Source organism: Mitsuaria sp. GD03876 (genome assembly GCF_029840635.1).
Classification (GTDB): Bacteria; Pseudomonadota; Gammaproteobacteria; order Burkholderiales; family Burkholderiaceae_C; genus Roseateles.
In genome coordinates, this window is the sequence record NZ_JAOCCU010000003.1 from 98,906 (window position 1) to 115,303 (window position 16,398).

Annotated in this window: 12 protein-coding genes, 1 pseudogene and 1 riboswitch; all 13 genes and pseudogenes read left to right on the top strand. The window is 71.8% G+C overall.

Annotated elements, in window-relative coordinates; all coding sequences use genetic code 11:
• Positions 1 to 18 precede the first annotated feature (18 nt).
• Positions 19 to 636, top strand: coding sequence for a 50S ribosomal protein L25/general stress protein Ctc (locus N5D62_RS03180; RefSeq protein WP_279756056.1), 618 nt, complete (start codon positions 19 to 21; stop codon positions 634 to 636).
• A gap of 141 nt (positions 637 to 777) precedes the next feature.
• Positions 778 to 1,383, top strand: a pseudogene (gene pth / locus N5D62_RS03185) (aminoacyl-tRNA hydrolase); the annotation flags it as partial.
• 163 nt (positions 1,384 to 1,546) lie between these two features.
• The gene (locus N5D62_RS03190) at positions 1,547 to 2,113 is read left to right on the top strand and encodes a hypothetical protein (protein ID WP_279756057.1); all 567 of its coding nucleotides are present in this window, start codon (positions 1,547 to 1,549) and stop codon (positions 2,111 to 2,113) included.
• Positions 2,109 to 2,378, top strand: a riboswitch (cobalamin riboswitch). Its footprint overlaps the gene before it by 5 nt.
• Positions 2,379 to 2,486: 108 nt before the next feature.
• Positions 2,487 to 4,379, top strand: a complete 1,893-nt coding sequence (locus N5D62_RS03195; protein ID WP_279756058.1) for a TonB-dependent receptor — start codon at positions 2,487 to 2,489, stop codon at positions 4,377 to 4,379.
• A gap of 32 nt (positions 4,380 to 4,411) precedes the next feature.
• Entirely contained in the window at positions 4,412 to 4,975 is a 564-nt protein-coding gene (gene cobU, locus N5D62_RS03200) for a bifunctional adenosylcobinamide kinase/adenosylcobinamide-phosphate guanylyltransferase (protein WP_279756059.1), read from the top strand.
• Positions 4,972 to 5,943 carry an ABC transporter substrate-binding protein gene (locus N5D62_RS03205; protein WP_279756060.1) on the top strand — a complete coding sequence of 324 codons (972 nt, stop codon included), beginning with the start codon at positions 4,972 to 4,974 and terminating at the stop codon, positions 5,941 to 5,943. The genes cobU and N5D62_RS03205 overlap by 4 nt, the downstream gene beginning before the upstream one ends.
• Before the next feature lie 20 nt (positions 5,944 to 5,963).
• Positions 5,964 to 6,962 carry an iron ABC transporter permease gene (locus N5D62_RS03210; RefSeq protein WP_279756061.1) on the top strand — a complete coding sequence of 333 codons (999 nt, stop codon included), beginning with the start codon at positions 5,964 to 5,966 and terminating at the stop codon, positions 6,960 to 6,962.
• On the top strand, positions 6,959 to 7,747 hold the full coding sequence (locus N5D62_RS03215) for an ABC transporter ATP-binding protein (RefSeq protein ID WP_279756062.1): 789 nt from the start codon (positions 6,959 to 6,961) through the stop codon (positions 7,745 to 7,747). The genes N5D62_RS03210 and N5D62_RS03215 overlap by 4 nt, the downstream gene beginning before the upstream one ends.
• A gap of 117 nt (positions 7,748 to 7,864) precedes the next feature.
• A complete protein-coding gene (locus N5D62_RS03220; protein WP_279756063.1) occupies positions 7,865 to 9,346 on the top strand; it encodes a cobyrinate a,c-diamide synthase in 1,482 nt (493 codons plus the stop codon).
• A gap of 8 nt (positions 9,347 to 9,354) precedes the next feature.
• Entirely contained in the window at positions 9,355 to 9,816 is a 462-nt protein-coding gene (locus N5D62_RS03225; protein WP_279756064.1) for a hypothetical protein, read from the top strand.
• Positions 9,813 to 10,142, top strand: a complete 330-nt coding sequence (locus N5D62_RS03230; protein WP_279756065.1) for a DUF2149 domain-containing protein — start codon at positions 9,813 to 9,815, stop codon at positions 10,140 to 10,142. The genes N5D62_RS03225 and N5D62_RS03230 overlap by 4 nt, the downstream gene beginning before the upstream one ends.
• On the top strand, positions 10,139 to 14,182 hold the full coding sequence (gene cobN, locus N5D62_RS03235; protein WP_279756066.1) for a cobaltochelatase subunit CobN: 4,044 nt from the start codon (positions 10,139 to 10,141) through the stop codon (positions 14,180 to 14,182). Before N5D62_RS03230 ends, cobN begins: the two co-directional genes overlap by 4 nt.
• On the top strand, positions 14,179 to 16,395 hold the full coding sequence (locus N5D62_RS03240; RefSeq protein WP_279756067.1) for a TonB-dependent receptor: 2,217 nt from the start codon (positions 14,179 to 14,181) through the stop codon (positions 16,393 to 16,395). Before cobN ends, N5D62_RS03240 begins: the two co-directional genes overlap by 4 nt.
• Positions 16,396 to 16,398 lie beyond the last annotated feature (3 nt).

Consider the following 16,398-nt stretch of genomic DNA (forward strand, 5'->3'; position numbering starts at 1 on the left):
TCCATCTTGGAGATTGATATGAAATTCGTCGCTTTCGAGCGCAAGCTGCAGGGGACCGGAGCGAGCCGCCGCCTGCGCCACGCCGGCAAGGTTCCGGGCATCGTTTACGGCGCTGGCGAGCCGGCCGTCATCGAGCTGGATCACAACGCGCTGTTCCACGCCATGAAGAAGGAAGCTTTCCACAGCTCCATCCTCGACATGGAAGTGGACGGCAAGACCACGCAAGTGCTGCTGCGTGACTTCCAGATGCACCCGTACAAGCAGCAAGTGCTGCACGTGGACTTCCAGCGCGTCGACGCCACGACCAAGATCACCAAGAAGGTGCCGCTGCACTTCGTCGGTGAAGCCGAGTCGCCGGCCGTCAAGACCGACAAGGGCACCGTGAACCACGTGCTGACCCAGCTGGAAATCACCTGCCTGGCGCAACAGCTGCCCGAGTTCATCGAAGTCGACCTGAGCGGCCTGACGATGGGTCACTCGATCCACGTGAACGACCTGAAGCTGGCCGACCACATCAAGATCGTCACCCACGGCAAGCCGAACCCGGTCGTCGCGACCCCGGTCCCGGCGGTGGTGGAAGAGATCGTCGTGGCTGCCGCTCCGGCCGCCGACGACAAGAAAAAGAAGAAGAAGTAATTGCTTCTTCGCCGGCCGCGCGCCTGACGAGGCGTGTCTGCCGGCCCCGGGGTCTGCCCTCCTTCGAGGGGGCACCCCTCCAAGGAAGGCCCCGCTCGCGGGGCCTTCTGCTTTTGAGCTCGCCACTGATAATCGCGCCCCATGATTCGTCTCTTTGTCGGCCTGGGCAATCCTGGCCCGGAATATGAGGACACCCGGCACAACGCCGGGTTCTGGTGGATCGATGCGCTGGCGCGGGGGCTGAAGGCCACGCCGCAGCTGGACACGAAGTACCACGGCCTGGTGGCGCGGGTGAACGACGCGCCGGGCGCGTCGGGCCCGATCTGGCTGCTGCAGCCGATGACCTACATGAATCTGTCGGGCAAGTCGGTGGCGGCGCTGGCGCGCTTCTTCAAGATCGCGCCCGAGGAGATCCTGGCGATCCACGACGAGCTCGAGATCGCGCCCGGGGAGCTCAAGCTCAAGCAGGGTGGCGGCAATGCCGGCCACAACGGGCTCAAGGACATGCAGGCGCAGCTGGGCAGCGGCAATTTCTGGCGGCTGCGGCTGGGCATCGGGCATCCGGGCCACAAGGACGAGGTGGCGGGCTACGTGCTGCGCAAGCCGCCGCTGGCGGAGCGCCAGGCGGTGGAGGACTGCATCGGCAAGTCCTTCGAGGCCTTCAAGCTGATGACCGGCGGCGACATGGCCAAGGCGGTGGCGCTGCTGCACGCGAAGCCGCCGCGGCCCAAGCCGCCGAGACCTGCGAACCTGCCACCCAAGCCGGGCGCGCCCGCCGCGGCTGCCGCCACCTCCACCACCGTGGCGGCGAGCGCCCCGGGCGCCTCGCCCGCTGCCCCCGCCGCATCCGCCGCGCCCACGGCCGCCGCACCCACGGCCGTCCCCGCGCCGCCGCCTTCCGGAGACTGACATGCCCCGCCGCGCCGCCCCGATCCTGACGACTGTTGTTCTGGTCCTCCTGCTCGGCGCGGCGCACGCGCAGGGCGACGGCGACGCCAAGGCTGCGCCCACACCGGCGCAGGAGCGCACGCTGGGCTACTACCGCTGCGGTCCGCAGGGTCAGGAGTTGCGCGACAGCCCCTGCCCCGACGGCCAGAGCCGCGCGCTGGCGCTGCCCAAGGACGAGGTCGATCCAAAGGAAGCGGCGGCCGCGCGCCAGCGCGTGACGGCCGAGACACGCGAGCACGCCGCCCGCCAACGAGACCGCGATCGCGAGCGCGCGCGGCAGGCCAGCAAGTCGCCGCCGATCGCCGCGGGCATCGATGGCCGCGTCGGCCCGCGGACCTCGACGCGCCCGTCGAAGCCGGCCGATCCGAAGAAGCCCAAGCCCAAGGATCCGAAGCCGCCGAAGAAGAAACCCAAGGCGCCGAAGAAACCGGAGCCGGTCCTGCCGCCGACGCCGACCGTCTCCGCCGCGCGCGGCTCGCTGGGCGCCGCGGGCGCGATGCCGGCTCACGACGCGCCCTCCCCTCGCTAGAATGCGCGCCGTTGGTGCTCGCGCGGACATTGCGTCCGTGCAGTTAAACGGGAATCAGGGAGCCCGCGTGTCCACGACGCGCTCGCCAACCTGAGCTGTCCCCGCAACGGTAAGTGGCCGCCGGCCGCGCGACCGGGATCCTGAACCAGGACCTCCGGGCCGCCGCCGGCACTGCCTGTCCCCATGTCCACTGGCGCGTTCGTGCTGGGAAGGATGCAGGCAGCGGCCACCAGCCCGGATACCGGCCAACAGGTGGTGCCGTCCGGCCGATCGCGATCCGTCCTCCCTGAGGGGTGGCGACGCGGCCGGCGGTGCCTGTCCTCAGACGTCCTGCGGGTGAGCAGGACCCTGAACCGTCGTTGGTCCGTTCCTCATGATCCCGTTCGTTTCGCGCGCGCGCGCCGTTGCCCGCTCGCTGCTCGTCCTCACGCCGGTCGCCGTGGCGTCGGCCGCCTTCGCGCAATCCGCGCCCCTCCCCGCCTCCGCCAGCCGGCTCGACGAAGTCACCGTCACCGGCACCCGCACGCCGATGAAGCTGTCGGATGTCGTCGCCGACCTGACCGTCATCAACCGCGACGCGATCGAGCGCCAGGGCTTCGGCAACATCGCCGCGTTGCTGCGCAACGTCGCGGGCATCCAGATGACCAGCAACGGCGGTCCGGCGAGCAACACCTCGGTGCTGCTGCGCGGCGCCGAGACGCGGCACACCGTCGTGCTGATCGACGGCGTGCGCGTGGACAGCCAGTCCACCGGCGGCGCGGGCTGGCAGAACCTGCCGGTCTCGCAGATCGAGCGCATCGAGGTCCTCAAGGGGCCGGCCAGCGCGCTGTACGGCTCCGACGCCATCGGCGGCGTGGTGCAGATCTTCACCCGCAAGGGCAGCGGCCGCACCCAGCTCGACCTGGGCGTGGGCGGCGGCAACCTCGGCCAGGCGAAGGCCGACATCGGCGTCAGCGGCAGCACGGCCGCGTTCGACTACGCCGCCTCGCTGGCGATGGACCGCGGCACCGGCTTCAACGTCTACAGCCGCACCGACAACAAGAGCTTCAATCCCGACCGCGACGGCTGGCGCGGCTACAGCGGCAGCCTGCGCCTGGGCGGCCGCGTCGCCGAAGGCCAGCGCCTGGCGTTCACCGGCCTGAAGAGCCGCAGCAACGCCGGCTACGACGCCGGCAAGAACGCCGACGACCGCACCATCACCGACACCCTGGCGGCCCGCCTGAGCCTGGACTCGACCTGGTCCGAGGCGCTCTCGACGCAGCTGTCGGCCGGCCAGTCCGAGGAGGACTACGAGACCAAGCCGACCTCGCCCTACCTGACGAAGACGCGCATCCGCAGCGCCTCGCTGCAGGGCTTCTACCGCTTCAACGAACAGCACCAGCTCAATGGCGTGCTGGAGCGCCGCGAGGACCGGCTCGTCAACACCGACCTGCGCGGTGGCGGCCGGAGCACCCGCAGCCAGAACGCGGCGGGCGTGGGTTACCTCGGCCGCTTCGGCGCGCTGAGCCTGCAGGCGCACGGCCGCCATGACGACGACAGCGACTTCGGCGGTGTCGACACCGGCAACCTCGCCGCGGGCTACCAGCTCGGCGGCGGCTGGCGCGTCACGGCCTCGGCCGGCAGCGCCTTCCGCGCGCCGACGCTGTACCAGCGCGGCAGCGTCTATGGCCCGGACACGACCCGGCCCGGCGTCGAGGAACTGCGTCCGGAGCGGGCGCACAACCGCGAGGCCGGCCTGGCGTGGGCGCAAGGCGGCTTCGACGTCGCCGTCACCACCTTCCACAACCGCGTCACCGACCTCATCGCCTTCGGCGCGGCGGGCACCTGCCCGGCCACGGCGGGCTGCTACGGCAACATCGCGCGCGCCCTGCTCAAGGGCACCAGCCTGAAGGGCGGCGCGGCGATCGGCCCGGTGAACCTCAGCGCCACCGCGGACTTCCTGGACCCGACCGACGCCAGCACCGGCCGCCAGCTGCAACGGCGCGCCAAGCGCTTCGGCACGCTGCGCGCGGACACGACGTTCCAGGCCTGGACCCTGGGTGCGACGGTGGTGGGTTCCGGCGCGCGCTGGGACGACGCGGCCAACAAGACGCGGCTGGGCGGCTACGGCCTGCTCAACCTCGACGCGCAGGTCGCGGTCGCCAAGGACTGGCGCGTGCAGCTCAACGTCGACAACGCCTTCAACCGCGCGTACCAGACGGCGAACTACTACCAGCAGGCGCCGCGCACCTGGTTCGTCTCGCTGCGCTACACGCCGACGCTGTAAGGTCGCGGCTTCCCCACGCACGAAGGACCCCGATGCCTGCCCACCACCTGATCGTCGGCGGCCAGCGCAGTGGCAAGTCGCGCCATGCGGAGCGACTGGCGCTGCGCTGGGCGCGCGCGCCGGGACACCAGGTGACGGTCGTCGCCACGGCCGAGGCGCACGACGACGAGATGCGTGAGCGCATCGCCCGCCACCGGGCCGACCGACCGGCGGGCTTCGACACCGTCGAGGCGCCGCTGCGACTGTGCGACGCGCTCAGCGCGCTCTCGTCGCCGCGGCGGCTGGTGGTCGTCGACTGCCTGACGCTGTGGCTCACCAACTGGCTGATGCCGATGGACGGCGCGCCGCGCCTGGACGACTGGCGCGCCGAATGCGCGGGCCTGCAGCGGCTGCTGCCGCAGCTCGCCTCGCCGGTGGTCTTCGTGTCCAACGAGGTCGGCTGGGGCGTGATGCCGATGGGACGCGAGGTGCGCGCCTATGTCGACGAGCTCGGACGGCTCAACCAGCTCGTCGCGCGGCAATGCGGCGAGCTGACGCTGATGGTGGCCGGGCAGCCGTGGACGCGGCCCGTGGAGAACCTGGAGAACGACGAATGACCCCGATGGGAAGCCCACGGCGCGCGATGCGCGCGCTGTTGATCGCCACCGCCACCCTCGCCGCCACGGCGCTGCTCGCCACGGGCACCGTCGCGACCGCGACCGCGGCGCCGATCACGCTGAAGGACGACCGGGGCCACACGGTCAGCTTGCCGGACGTGCCGCGGCGCATCGTCAGCCTGCTGCCCTCGCTGACCGAGACCGTGTGCGAGCTGGGCGACTGCGCCAAGCTGGTCGGCGTCGACCGCTTCTCCAACCATCCGGCGGCGGTGCAGAAGCTGCCCAAGTTCGGCGGCCTGGACGACACCAGCATCGAGGCGCTGGTCGCGGCCAAGCCCGACGTGGTGCTGCTGGGCGTCTCGGCGCGGGTGATCGACCGGCTCGAGGGCTTGGGGCTGAAGGTCGTCGCGCTCGAGCCCAAGAGCATGAACGACGTCCAGCGCGTGCTGGGCAAGGTCGGGCAGATCCTGGGCAAGGACAACGACGCGCGGCGCATCTGGAACCGCATCGACGGCCACATCGCGCAGGCCGCGGCGACGCTGCCGCCGGCCGCGCGCGGGCTGAGCGTCTATTACGAGGTCGATGCCGGCCCCTACGGCGCGGGCACCGTGTCCTTCATCGGCGAGATCCTCGCGCGGCTGGGCGCGAAGAACATCATCCCGGCCGAGCTCGGCCCCTTCCCCAAGCTCAATCCCGAGTTCATCGTCCGGGCCGACCCGCAGGTGATCATGGTCGGCCAGCGCAACGCGCCGGGTCTCCCGGAGCGGCCGGGCTGGCAGGGCATCCGCGCGGTCAAGAACCAGCGCCTGTGCGTCTGGACCCCCGCGGAGTCCGATGTCCTCGTGCGGCCGGGACCGCGCATGTCGGAGGCGGCGTCGCTGATGGCGCGCTGCCTGCGCGACGCGTCCATCGGCCCGGTGCCGCTGCCGACGGTCCCCTTCAACGCGCCGCCGGGGGGCATGCGCTGATGCGCCCGATCACGGCGGCCATGTCCGCGCGGACCCTGGCGCAGACCGTCGCGTTGCTGGCGCTGGGCGTGGCGCTGCTCGCGCTGGGCCTGGCCATCGGCAGCCTGGGCTGGAGCCCCTGGACCAGCGGCGACGACACGATGCGGATGATCCTGTGGGAGATCCGGGCGCCGCGCTCGATCGGCGCGTGGCTCGCGGGCGCGCTGTTGGCGCTGGCCGGGGCCATCGCGCAGGGCCTCTTCCGCAACCCGCTGGCCGACCCCTACCTGCTGGGCTGCTCGGCGGGCGCCTCGCTGGGCGTGGCGGCGCTGCTCTTCGTCATGGGCATCTCGCCGGCGGCGGCGGCGCTGGCGCTGCGCGTCGGCATGACCGGCGCGGCCTTCGTCGGCGCCATCGGCGCGGTGCTGCTCACGCTGGTGCTGGCGCGCGGCGTCACGCAGAGCCTGCGGCTGCTGCTGGCGGGCGTGGTCGTCGGCGTGGTGCTGGGCTCCGGCTCGGCGCTGCTGACGCTGATGAACCCCGACATCCTGCGCGCGATGCAGGCCTTCATGCTGGGCAGCACCGGCTACGTCGGCTGGAGCGCGGTCCACATCATGGCGGTGGCGATGGTCCTGTGCCTGCTGGTCGCGCTCGGGTCCAGCCGCACGCTGGACGCGCTGACGCTGGGCGAGGACACGGCCCGTTCGCTCGGCCAGCGGCTGACGCTCATCCGGCTGCTGCTCATCGCAGCGCTGTCGCTGGCGACCGGCGCGGCGGTCGCGCAATGCGGCCTCATCGCCTTCGTCGGTCTGGTCGCGCCGCACCTGGTGCGCAGCTGGGGCCCCACGACGCATGGCGCGCTGCTGCTGCTCTCGCCGCTGACCGGCGGGGCGTTGCTGCTCGCGGCGGACATCGCCGCGCGCTGGGTCATCGCGCCGCAGGAACTGCCGGTGGGCATCATCACCGCGCTGCTGGGCGGCAGCTACCTGCTGTGGCTGATGCACCGGCGCAAGGCGCATTTCGGCGGAGGCGCGCGATGAGCGATGCCGCCCTCGACCTCGGCGCCGTGCCCGCGCTGCGCATCGACCTGCGCGCGCTGTCCCTCGGCCATCGGCCGGTCCTGCAGCCGCTGACCTTCGCGCCCGCGCCGGCGGCATGGACGGCGATCGTCGGCCCGAACGGCGCCGGCAAGTCGACGCTGCTGCGCGCCATCGCGGGACTGCTGCCGTTCGACGGCGCGCTGACGCTGGACGGCAAGCCGTGGGCGTCGGTGCCCGCGAAGGCGCGCGCGCGGCAGGTCGCCTGGCTGGGCCAGAACGAGAGCGCTTCCGACGACCTCACGGCCTACGACGTCGCGATGCTGGGCCGGCTGCCGCACCAGCCGTGGCTGGCGCCGGCGAGCGCCGCCGACCACGCGGCGGTCGAGCAGGCGATGCGCCAGACGCAGAGCTGGGAGTGGAAGGAACGCGCGCTGGGCAGCCTGTCCGGCGGCGAACGGCAGCGGGTGCTGCTGGCGCGCGCGTTGGCCGTTCGATCGGGCGTGCTGCTGATGGACGAGCCGCTGGCTCACCTCGATCCGCCGCATCAGAGCGACTGGGCACGGCTGGTGCGCGAGCGTGTCGCCCACGGCGGCGCGGTGGTGAGCGTGCTGCATGAACTCAACGTGGCGCTGCAGGCGGACACGCTGGTCGTGATGGACGGCGGCCGCATCGTGCATGAAGGCGCGCCGGACGAGCCGGCGACGCATGACGCGCTGCAGCGAGTGTTCCACCACCGCTTGCTGATCCTGCAGGTGCAGGGTCGATGGGTGGCCCTGAATGCGTGATGGCGCCTGGCCTGTCGCGGACGCTTGGTGCGCCGGGCACCTTGCGGTGCCCGCGCGTGGCGCCGGTGCCGCAAGTGCCGCAAGTGCGGATGACTGCTTCTTGATGTGTGTTTCCCGATGACGACCTGTCCTGCATATCTCATCAGCGCGCCGGCCTCGGGCCAGGGCAAGACCAGCGTGACGGCGGCGATGGCGCGATCGGCGCGCCGACGTGGGCTGCGGGTGCGTGTCTTCAAGACGGGGCCGGACTATCTGGATCCGATGGTGCTGGCGCGCGCGAGCGGCCACACGGTGTATCAGCTCGACCTGTTCATGGGCGGCGAGGCGCATTGCCGCCAGCTGCTGGAGGATGCGGCGCGGGAGGCCGACCTGATCCTGGTCGAGGGCGTGATGGGTTTGTTCGATGGCAAGCCGAGCAGCGCGGACCTGGCGGCGACCTTTGGGTTGCCGGTGATCGTGGTCTTGGATGCGTCGGCGATGGCGCAGACCTTCGCGGCGTTGGCGACGGGTCTGGCGCGATTCCGGGACGACATCCGAGTGGCTGGCGTGATCGCGAACCGGGTGGGCAGCGATGTGCACGCGACGATGGTCGCGGAGGGTTTGCCGGACGACTTGCCGCTGATTGCTGCGCTGAAGCGCGATGGTGCCCTCTCCCTCCCTGAGCGTCATCTGGGGCTGGTTCAAGCGCTGGAGTTGCCCGAGATCGATGCACAGCTGGATGCCTGGGCGGATGCCTGGGATGCGGGCGCACGGCTCGATGTGGGGCTCGAAGCAGGTCTCGATGCGGGCCTCGATGTGGGGCTCGATGTGGGGCTGGGTGTATCGGAGACAGGCGACCGGGGTTCCCTTTTCGGAAGTCAAGGAGGGAAATCAGTTGCCGGTAGGCAACTGAAGGAGGGACATGGAGAAAAGGGAACCCCGGTTGACTGTCTCGTGCTCGGTCGAGCGTTGGACGGGAGGCGCATCGCAGTCGCGAATGACGCGTGTTTCTCTTTCATCTACCCGGCCAATCTTGATCTGCTGCGTGGTCTTGGCGCTGAAGTGATCGAGTTCAGCCCGATTGCGGGCGAGCGTCTTCCGGGATGCGATGCGTTGTGGCTGCCTGGTGGCTACCCGGAGCTCCACGCCGAAGTGCTGGGCGCTCATCCGACGTTCTTCGCGGACGTGAAGGCGCATTTGGAAGCCGAGAAGCCGTTGCTGGCCGAGTGTGGCGGGATGTTGGTGCTGCTCGATGAGCTGAGCGACGGCGACGGCGCACCGCATCCGATGGCGGCGCTGATGCCGGGCCGAGCCGCGATACAGAAGCGCCTGGCCGCGCTGGGCTTGCAATCTATCGACTGGCCTGAAGGCGAGTTGCGCGGCCACACCTTCCATTACTCGACGATGGAAACACCGCTCGCGCCGATCGCCACGGCGCGCAACCCGAATGCTGGCCGCGCGGCCGAGCGCCTGTACGCGCGGGGTTCGCTGCGCGCGAGCTACGTCCACCACTACTTCCCGTCGAACCCCGCCGCCGTCGCCGCGTTCTTCGGCGGAGCGCCGCGTCCCGCGCCCGCCGCGACGCCGATCTCCTCCCCCGAATCCAACTCCACGAACTGACCTTCACCATGTTGCTCGAATCCGGTTTCTCCCACATCGCCCAGGCCCTGCTGTGGCCGGTGCTGATCCTTGTCGCCCTGGGTTTCGTCTACGCGCTATGGACGGCGGGCGCCACGCTGATGGAGGCGGTGCAGCGCCGCCGTCCCGGCTTCCGGCTGCTGGCCGTGCCGGAGGGCAGCAACCTGGAATCGCTGGAGCTGCAGATCGTGCGCCGCCTCGAGGCGCCGCGGCTGCTGGGCCGTGTCGCCCCGCTGCTGGGCCTGATCGCGACGATGGTCCCGCTGGGCCCGGCGCTGCAGAGCGTCGCGGCCGGCCAGGGCCAGCAGGCGCTGGCGGTGTTCAGCTCGGCGTTCTCGGGTGTCGTGCTCGCGCTGGCCGCGGCGGCGATCGCGCTGGTCGTCTACTCGATCCGCCGCCGCTGGCTGCTGGCCGAGCTGCTGGCCGTCAAGGCCGAGAAGGGTTGGGCATGAGCACCGGCCGCCGGCTGTCGATCCTGGCCGAGGAGGACGACGATCCGATGCTGTCCGCGGTCAACCTGGTGGACGTGTTCCTGGTGCTGGTCGTCGCGCTGCTGACGGCGGTGGCGCTGCAGCAGCAGTCGCAGGACGAGACGGTCATCCGCAACCCGGGCCAGCCTGGCATGGAGATCGTCGTGCGCAAGGACGGCCAGGAGATCAAGTACCGCGGCAACGGCGGCAGCGCCGAGGGCCAGGGCGAGCGCGCGGGCGTCGCCTACAAGATGAAGGACGGTTCGATCATCTACGTGCCCGAGGCCGGGGAAGCCGCCAAGCCATGAGGATCGCGTCCGTCATCGCGCGCGGTCTCGCGGCGGCCGCGCTGTGCGTGCCGCTGGTCGCGGGCGCGGCGTCGCGGCTGCTGTTCCTGAGCGTCGACATCACGCCGGCGGCCAAGCATGCGCTGATCGAGCGCGAGGGCCAGGCGGCCGGCTTCGAGGTGCGGCAGCTCGAGTACCCGTTGCGCGGCGCGCCGGCCGACCAGGATCCGGCGCTGGCGCGCGCGCTGCGCGAGGCGGACCTCGTCTGGATCGATGCGCCGCATGCGACGGCGGAGGCGCGGCTGCACCAGATCGTCGATGGCGCGTTGCAGCGCCTCGCCGTGCCGGCGTCCCGCGTGCTGTGGATCTCCGCCGGGGAACCGGCCGCGAGCGATCGCAGCCTGCGCGGCTACCTGCAGGCCGGCGGCCCGGCCAACACGCGGACCGCGTTCGCGCTGGCCCGCGCGCAGTTGCAGGGGCAGCCGGCACCGGACCTCGGTCCGCCGCAGTTGGTCCCGCAACGCGGCATCCACTACCCCGGCGCGCCCCGGCTCTTCGCCGATGCCGCCGAGTTTCGCGCCTGGGCCGCCTCGCAGGGCCTGAAGGGCGAGCCGGTCGCGGTCCTGCTGCACCGCTATCACTTCGTGCAGGGCAACACCGCCTGGCTCGATCGCTGGCTGGCGATGTTCCGCCAGCGCGGCCTGCTCGCCTACGCGGCCTTCAGCGGCCAGTTCAGCGACAAGCCCCTGTCCGAGCTGCTCGAGCGCGACGGCCAGGTGCAGGCGCGCGTCGTCGTCAACCACAGCCTGCTGCCGCAGGGCGCGAGTTTGCAGCCCACCTTCGAGCGCTGGGGCGTCCCGGTGCTGCAGACCCAGCCCTACCGCCAGGACGCGGCCGCCGCGTGGGAAGGCAGCGAGACCGGCCTCGCCCAATCCGATATCCCGTTCTACTTCGCGCAGCCGGAAGCGGCCGGGCTGATCGACCCGGTGGTCGTCGTCGCGCATCCGAAGCGCGGCGAGCCCGAGTTGATCGACCGCCAGGCCGCCAGCGTCGCGGGCAAGGCGGCGCGCTGGATCGCGCTGCAGACCAAGGCCAACGCGGACAAGCAGCTGGTCGCCTTCGTCTACAACTATCCGCCCGGCGGCAGCAACTTCGGCGCGTCCTTCCTGAACGTGCCGCGCAGCCTGGCGCGCGTCAGCACCGGCCTGCGCGACGCCGGCTACGCGGTCACGCCGATGGCCGAAGCCGACTGGATCTCCGGCCTCAAGCCGCTGTTGTCCGCGTACTACCCCGACGCCGACCTGCCGGGCCTGCTCGAAGCCGGCCAGGCCGAGGCCCTGCCGCTGGCGCGCTACACCGCGTGGTTCGACGCCCTGCCCAAGGCGGTGCGCGATCCCATCGTCGCCCGCTGGGGCACGCCGGCGAGCAGCCGCTACGTCGTGCGCTGGCATGGCGAGCCGGTCGTCGTCATCCCGCGCCTGAAGCTCGGCGCGCTGACCGTGCTGCCGCAGCCGCCGCGCGAGGAGACGCTGCGCAACGGCCAGGATCCGTTCATGCATCGCTGCAAGACGCCGCTGTCGCATCACTACCTGGCCACCTACCTGTGGGCGCGGCAGGCCGACGCGGTGATCCACTTCGGCACGCACGGCACGCAGGAATGGGCGCCGGGCAAGGTCCGCGGGCCCGACGTGATGGACCCGGTCTGGCTGCCGCTGGGCGACGTGCCGGTGATCTATCCCTACATCGTCGACAACCTCGGCGAGGCGCTGACCGCCAAGCGCCGCGGGCGGGCGCTGATGGTGAGCCATCGGACGCCGAGTTTCGCGCCCGCCGGCTTCAACGCCAGGATGGCCCACATGCATGAGCTGATGCACGAGTGGGAGACCGTCGATCCGGGGCCGACGCGGCAGGGGCTGGAGCGCCAGATGATCCAGCAGTTCGTCGAGCACAACCTGCATCGCGATCTGGGCTGGACTGCCGAGCAGATCGCGGCGAACTTCAGCGGCTATCTCGAGTTGCTGCATCCCTACCTGGACCGGCTGGCGCAGAGTTCGCAGCCCAAGGGGCTCGCGGTCTTCGGCGTCGTGCCGGACGAGGACCAGCGCCGCGGCTCCATCCTGCAGCTGCTGCGCGTGCCGTTGATCGAGGCGCTCGGCGAGGACATCGACGAGGCCTTCCTCATCGATCACGAGGGCGTGGCCAAGGCGCGTCCGGCGCGCTGGCTCGATGTCGCGCTGAAGGACGCGGACGCGGCGAGTCGGCTCGACCTTCGGCCGTCGTCGGACACCGCGGCCATCGTGCCCAACCGCGCGGCCCGCAAGCCGATCGACCAGGCGGCGCTGCATCAGCTCGCGCTGCGGGCGCAGGAGATGTCGGCGCGTTTGTCCACCGAGGGCGAGATGCCCGGCCTGCTGCGCGCGCTCGACGGGCGCTTCATTCCCGCGGCCTATGGCGGCGACCTGCTCCGCAATCCGGAGAGCCTGCCGACCGGGCGCAACCTGACCGGCCTCGACCCGAACCGGCTGCCGACGAAGCAGGCCTTCGAGGCGGCGCAGGCGCTGTTCAAGCGCTGGTACGAGGAACAGCGCCAAGCCGGCAGCGCGCCGCGGCGGCTGGCCTTGTCGCTGTGGGCCGGCGAGACGCTGCGCCACCAGGGCGTTATGGAGGCGCAGGCGCTGGTGGCGCTCGGCGCGGTGCCGGTGTGGGACGCAACCGGGCGGCCGTCGTCGATCAGGCTGCTCGGCCCGGCCGAGCTGGGCCGGCCGCGCGTGGACGTGCTGCTGTCCATCACCGGCTCCTACCGCGACCAGTTCCCGGCCTTGATGAAGCTGCTCGACCAGGCGGTGGCCGCGGCGGCCGAGGCCGAGCCGGACAACGCCATCGCCAGCAACAACCGCGCGGTCGCGGCCGAGCTGCGCAAGGCCGGGCTCAAGCCGGCGCAGGCGCAGGCGCTGGCGCAGGCCCGCGTCTTCGGCAATCCGGCCGGCGACTACGGCACCGGCATCGCCGACGCGGTGCAGGACAACGGGCTCAAGGGCCAGGACGGCCAGACCGATCCGCGTCTGGGCCAGCTGTTCCTGACCACGATGAGCCAGCCCTATGTCGACGGCGAGCCGGTCAGCGTGCCGGCGGCGCAGGCGCGCGAGGCGCTGGGCGCGCACCTGCGCCACACCGACGCGGCGCTGATGTCGCGCAGCAGCCATCTCTACGCGATGGTCAGCAGCGACGATCCGTTCCAGTACCTGGGCGGGCTGGCGGCGGCGGCGAAGGTGGCCGGCAACACGCGCGGCGTGGCGCTGCACGTCAGCCAGCTGCAGGACGCCGCCGAGCAGCACACCGAGACCGCCTCGCAGGCGATCGCGCTGGAGATGCAGAGCCGCTACCTGCACCCGGGCTGGCTGCAGGCGCAGAAGGCCGAGGGCTGGGCGGGCGCGCTGCAGGTGCTCAAGGCGGTGCAATACAGCTTCGGCTGGCAGCACATCGCGCCGGGCACGGTGCGGGCGGATCACTGGCAGAGCTTCTTCGACGTGCTGGTCAAGGACAAGCACAGGCTCGGCCTGCCGGAGTGGCTCAAGCAGAACCCGCAGGCCTACGCGCAGGCGCTGGAGCGGCTGGTGCAAGCCGACCGGATGGGCTACTGGAAGCCGGACGCGTCCACGAGGCAGGAGCTGGCGACGCTGTACCGCGAGCTGACCGCGGCCGCGCCGCTCAGCAACGAGCTGGCCGCGGTGCGGCGCTGGACGGCGGACCAGTTGCCGTCGGCCGTGCCGGCGATGCGGCCCGCGGCGCCTGCCGCGGCAGCGCGTCCGTCGGCGAAGGCGCCGGCCCGCGCGACGCCGGCGACCCCGCCGGTGCCGACCGTGCGCGGTCTCGCGCTGCAGCGCGTGCCGGAGGCGCCCAAGCCGCCGCCGATCGCGATGTCGCCGCGCTCGCTCGAACAGGCGCTCGCCTGGGTCGCGATGGCGCTGCTGATGTGCGGCGGCGCGATGTGGCAGTCGCGTCGCGCGCCTTCCGATCAGAACAACAACAAGGACCTCGCCCTCGCTCAGGGAACCGCATGACCTCGAAGAACTCGAACGACACGAACCGCCGCAGGACCGCCCGCATCGGGCAGGTGCCGTCGCGCCTCGCCGCCATCGCCGGAGCGATGACGGTGTTCGCCGGCGCGGTCCAAGCCCAAGCCCAAGCACAGGCCCAAGCACAAGGACAGCCGCAGGCGCAGGCGCAGGACGCGCCCTCCGCGTCGGCCGACCCGGCGTCGTCCCGCACGCTCGACACCGTGCGCGTCAGCAGCCGCGCCCAGCTGGGCGAGGCCGCCAGCGCCTCCGAGGGCGAGGTCGGCGTCGAGCGCCTGGCGCTGCGTCCGCTGCTGCGCCCGGCCGAGCTGCTCGAGGCGATGCCCGGCATGACCGTCACGCAGCACAGCGGCGACGGCAAGGCCAACCAGTACTTCCTGCGCGGCTACAACCTCGACCACGGCAGCGACTTCGCGACCTTCGTGCTCGGCATGCCGGTCAACATGGCCAGCCACGCGCATGGCCAGGGCTACATGGACCTGAACTTCCTGGTCCCCGAGCTGGTCGACAGCCTGCGCTACCGCAAGGGCGCATTCGCGGCCGAGGACGGCGACTTCGCGACGACCGGCGCCTCGCGCATCGGCTACGCGAGCGAGATCGACCGGCCCTACGCGCAGTTGACCGCCGGCCCCTACGGCTACCAGCGCGCGCTGGCCGCGGGCAGCGTGAAGGTCGGCGCCGGCTGGACGCTGCTGGGCGCGGTCGAGGGCAGCCGCTACGACGGCCCCTGGGACCAGCCCGAGGACCTGCACCGCCGCAACGCGGTGCTGCGCCTGACGCGCGGCGACGAGCGCAACGGCGCGCACGTCGACCTGCTGAGCTACAGCGCCGGCTGGCGCGCCAGCGAGCATGTGCCCCAACGCGCGATCGACAGCGGCGAGATCGGCCGCTACGGCACGCTGTCGCCCAACGACGGCGGCCGCACGCACCGGCATTCGCTCAGCGGCGGCCTCGCCTACAACCAGGGCAGCGGCCAGTGGACGGCGGACGCCTGGGTGATCGACTACGCGCTGAACCTGTTCTCCGCGCCGTCGGGTTTCATCAACGGCCCGGGCGGCGACCAGCACGAGCAGGCCGACCACCGCACGCTGTGGGGCGGCTCGCTCAAGCACCAGCTGCCGGCCGCCTGGCTGCCGGCCGGCCAGCAACTCAGCTGGGGCCTGCAGTGGCGCCATGACCGCATCGGCACGCTCGGCCTGTACGACACCGTCGACCGCGTCCGCACCCACGCCGTGCGCGAGGACCGCGTCACGCAGGACAGCGCCGGCCTCTTCGTCGAGCTGGGCAGCCGCTGGACCGACTGGCTGCGCAGCACCGTCGGCGGGCGCTGGGACACGATGCGCGCCACGATCACGCCCACCGGCGGCGAGTTCAACCTGGACAACGGCGGCAAGGCGCGGCAATCGCAGTTCAGCCCGAAGCTGGGCCTGATCGCGCGCGTGGCGGCCGACACCGAGGTCTACCTGCACTGGGCGCGGGCCTTCCGCTCCAACGACGCGCGCGGCGCGACGACGAAGGTCAACCCGGCCGACGGCGGCGCCACCGATCCGCTGCCGCTGCTGGCGCGGACCAAGAGCGCGGAGCTGGGCCTGCGCACCAAGCCCGCGTCGAACTGGACGACCAGCCTGGCGCTGTGGCAGGCCAACCTGGCGTCGGAGCTGGTCTTCGTCGGCGACGAGGGCGTGACCGAGGCGCGCGGCGCGTCCCGGCGCGTCGGGCTGGAGTGGTCCAACGACGTGCAGGCCGGCCGCGACTGGCTGATCGACGCCGATGTCGCCTGGTCCCGCGCGCGCTTCGTCGACACGACGACCAACGACTTCGGCAGCGGCCGGCGCGTGCCCAACGCGGTGCCGCTGTCGGCGTCGATGTCGGCCAACTGGGCGCCGGCCGGGCGGTGGTCCAGCGGTTTCAAGCTGCGCTACCTCGGCGCCTACGCGCTCGAGGAGACCGGCACGCAGCAGTCCAAGGCCGTCTTCACCGCCAACTGGCGGCTGGGCTACCAGGTCAACGACCGCTGGCAGCTCGGCCTGGACGTGCTCAACGTCTTCGACACCAAGGCCAACGACATCGAGTACTGGGGAGCCGCCTGCACGCGCGCCGAGGGCGCGGGCTGCAACGGCGGCGCCGGCATCGACGGGCGGCTGGTCCACCCGATGGAACCGCGCACCTTCCGCCTCAGCCTGCGCGCGCGGATCTGAACC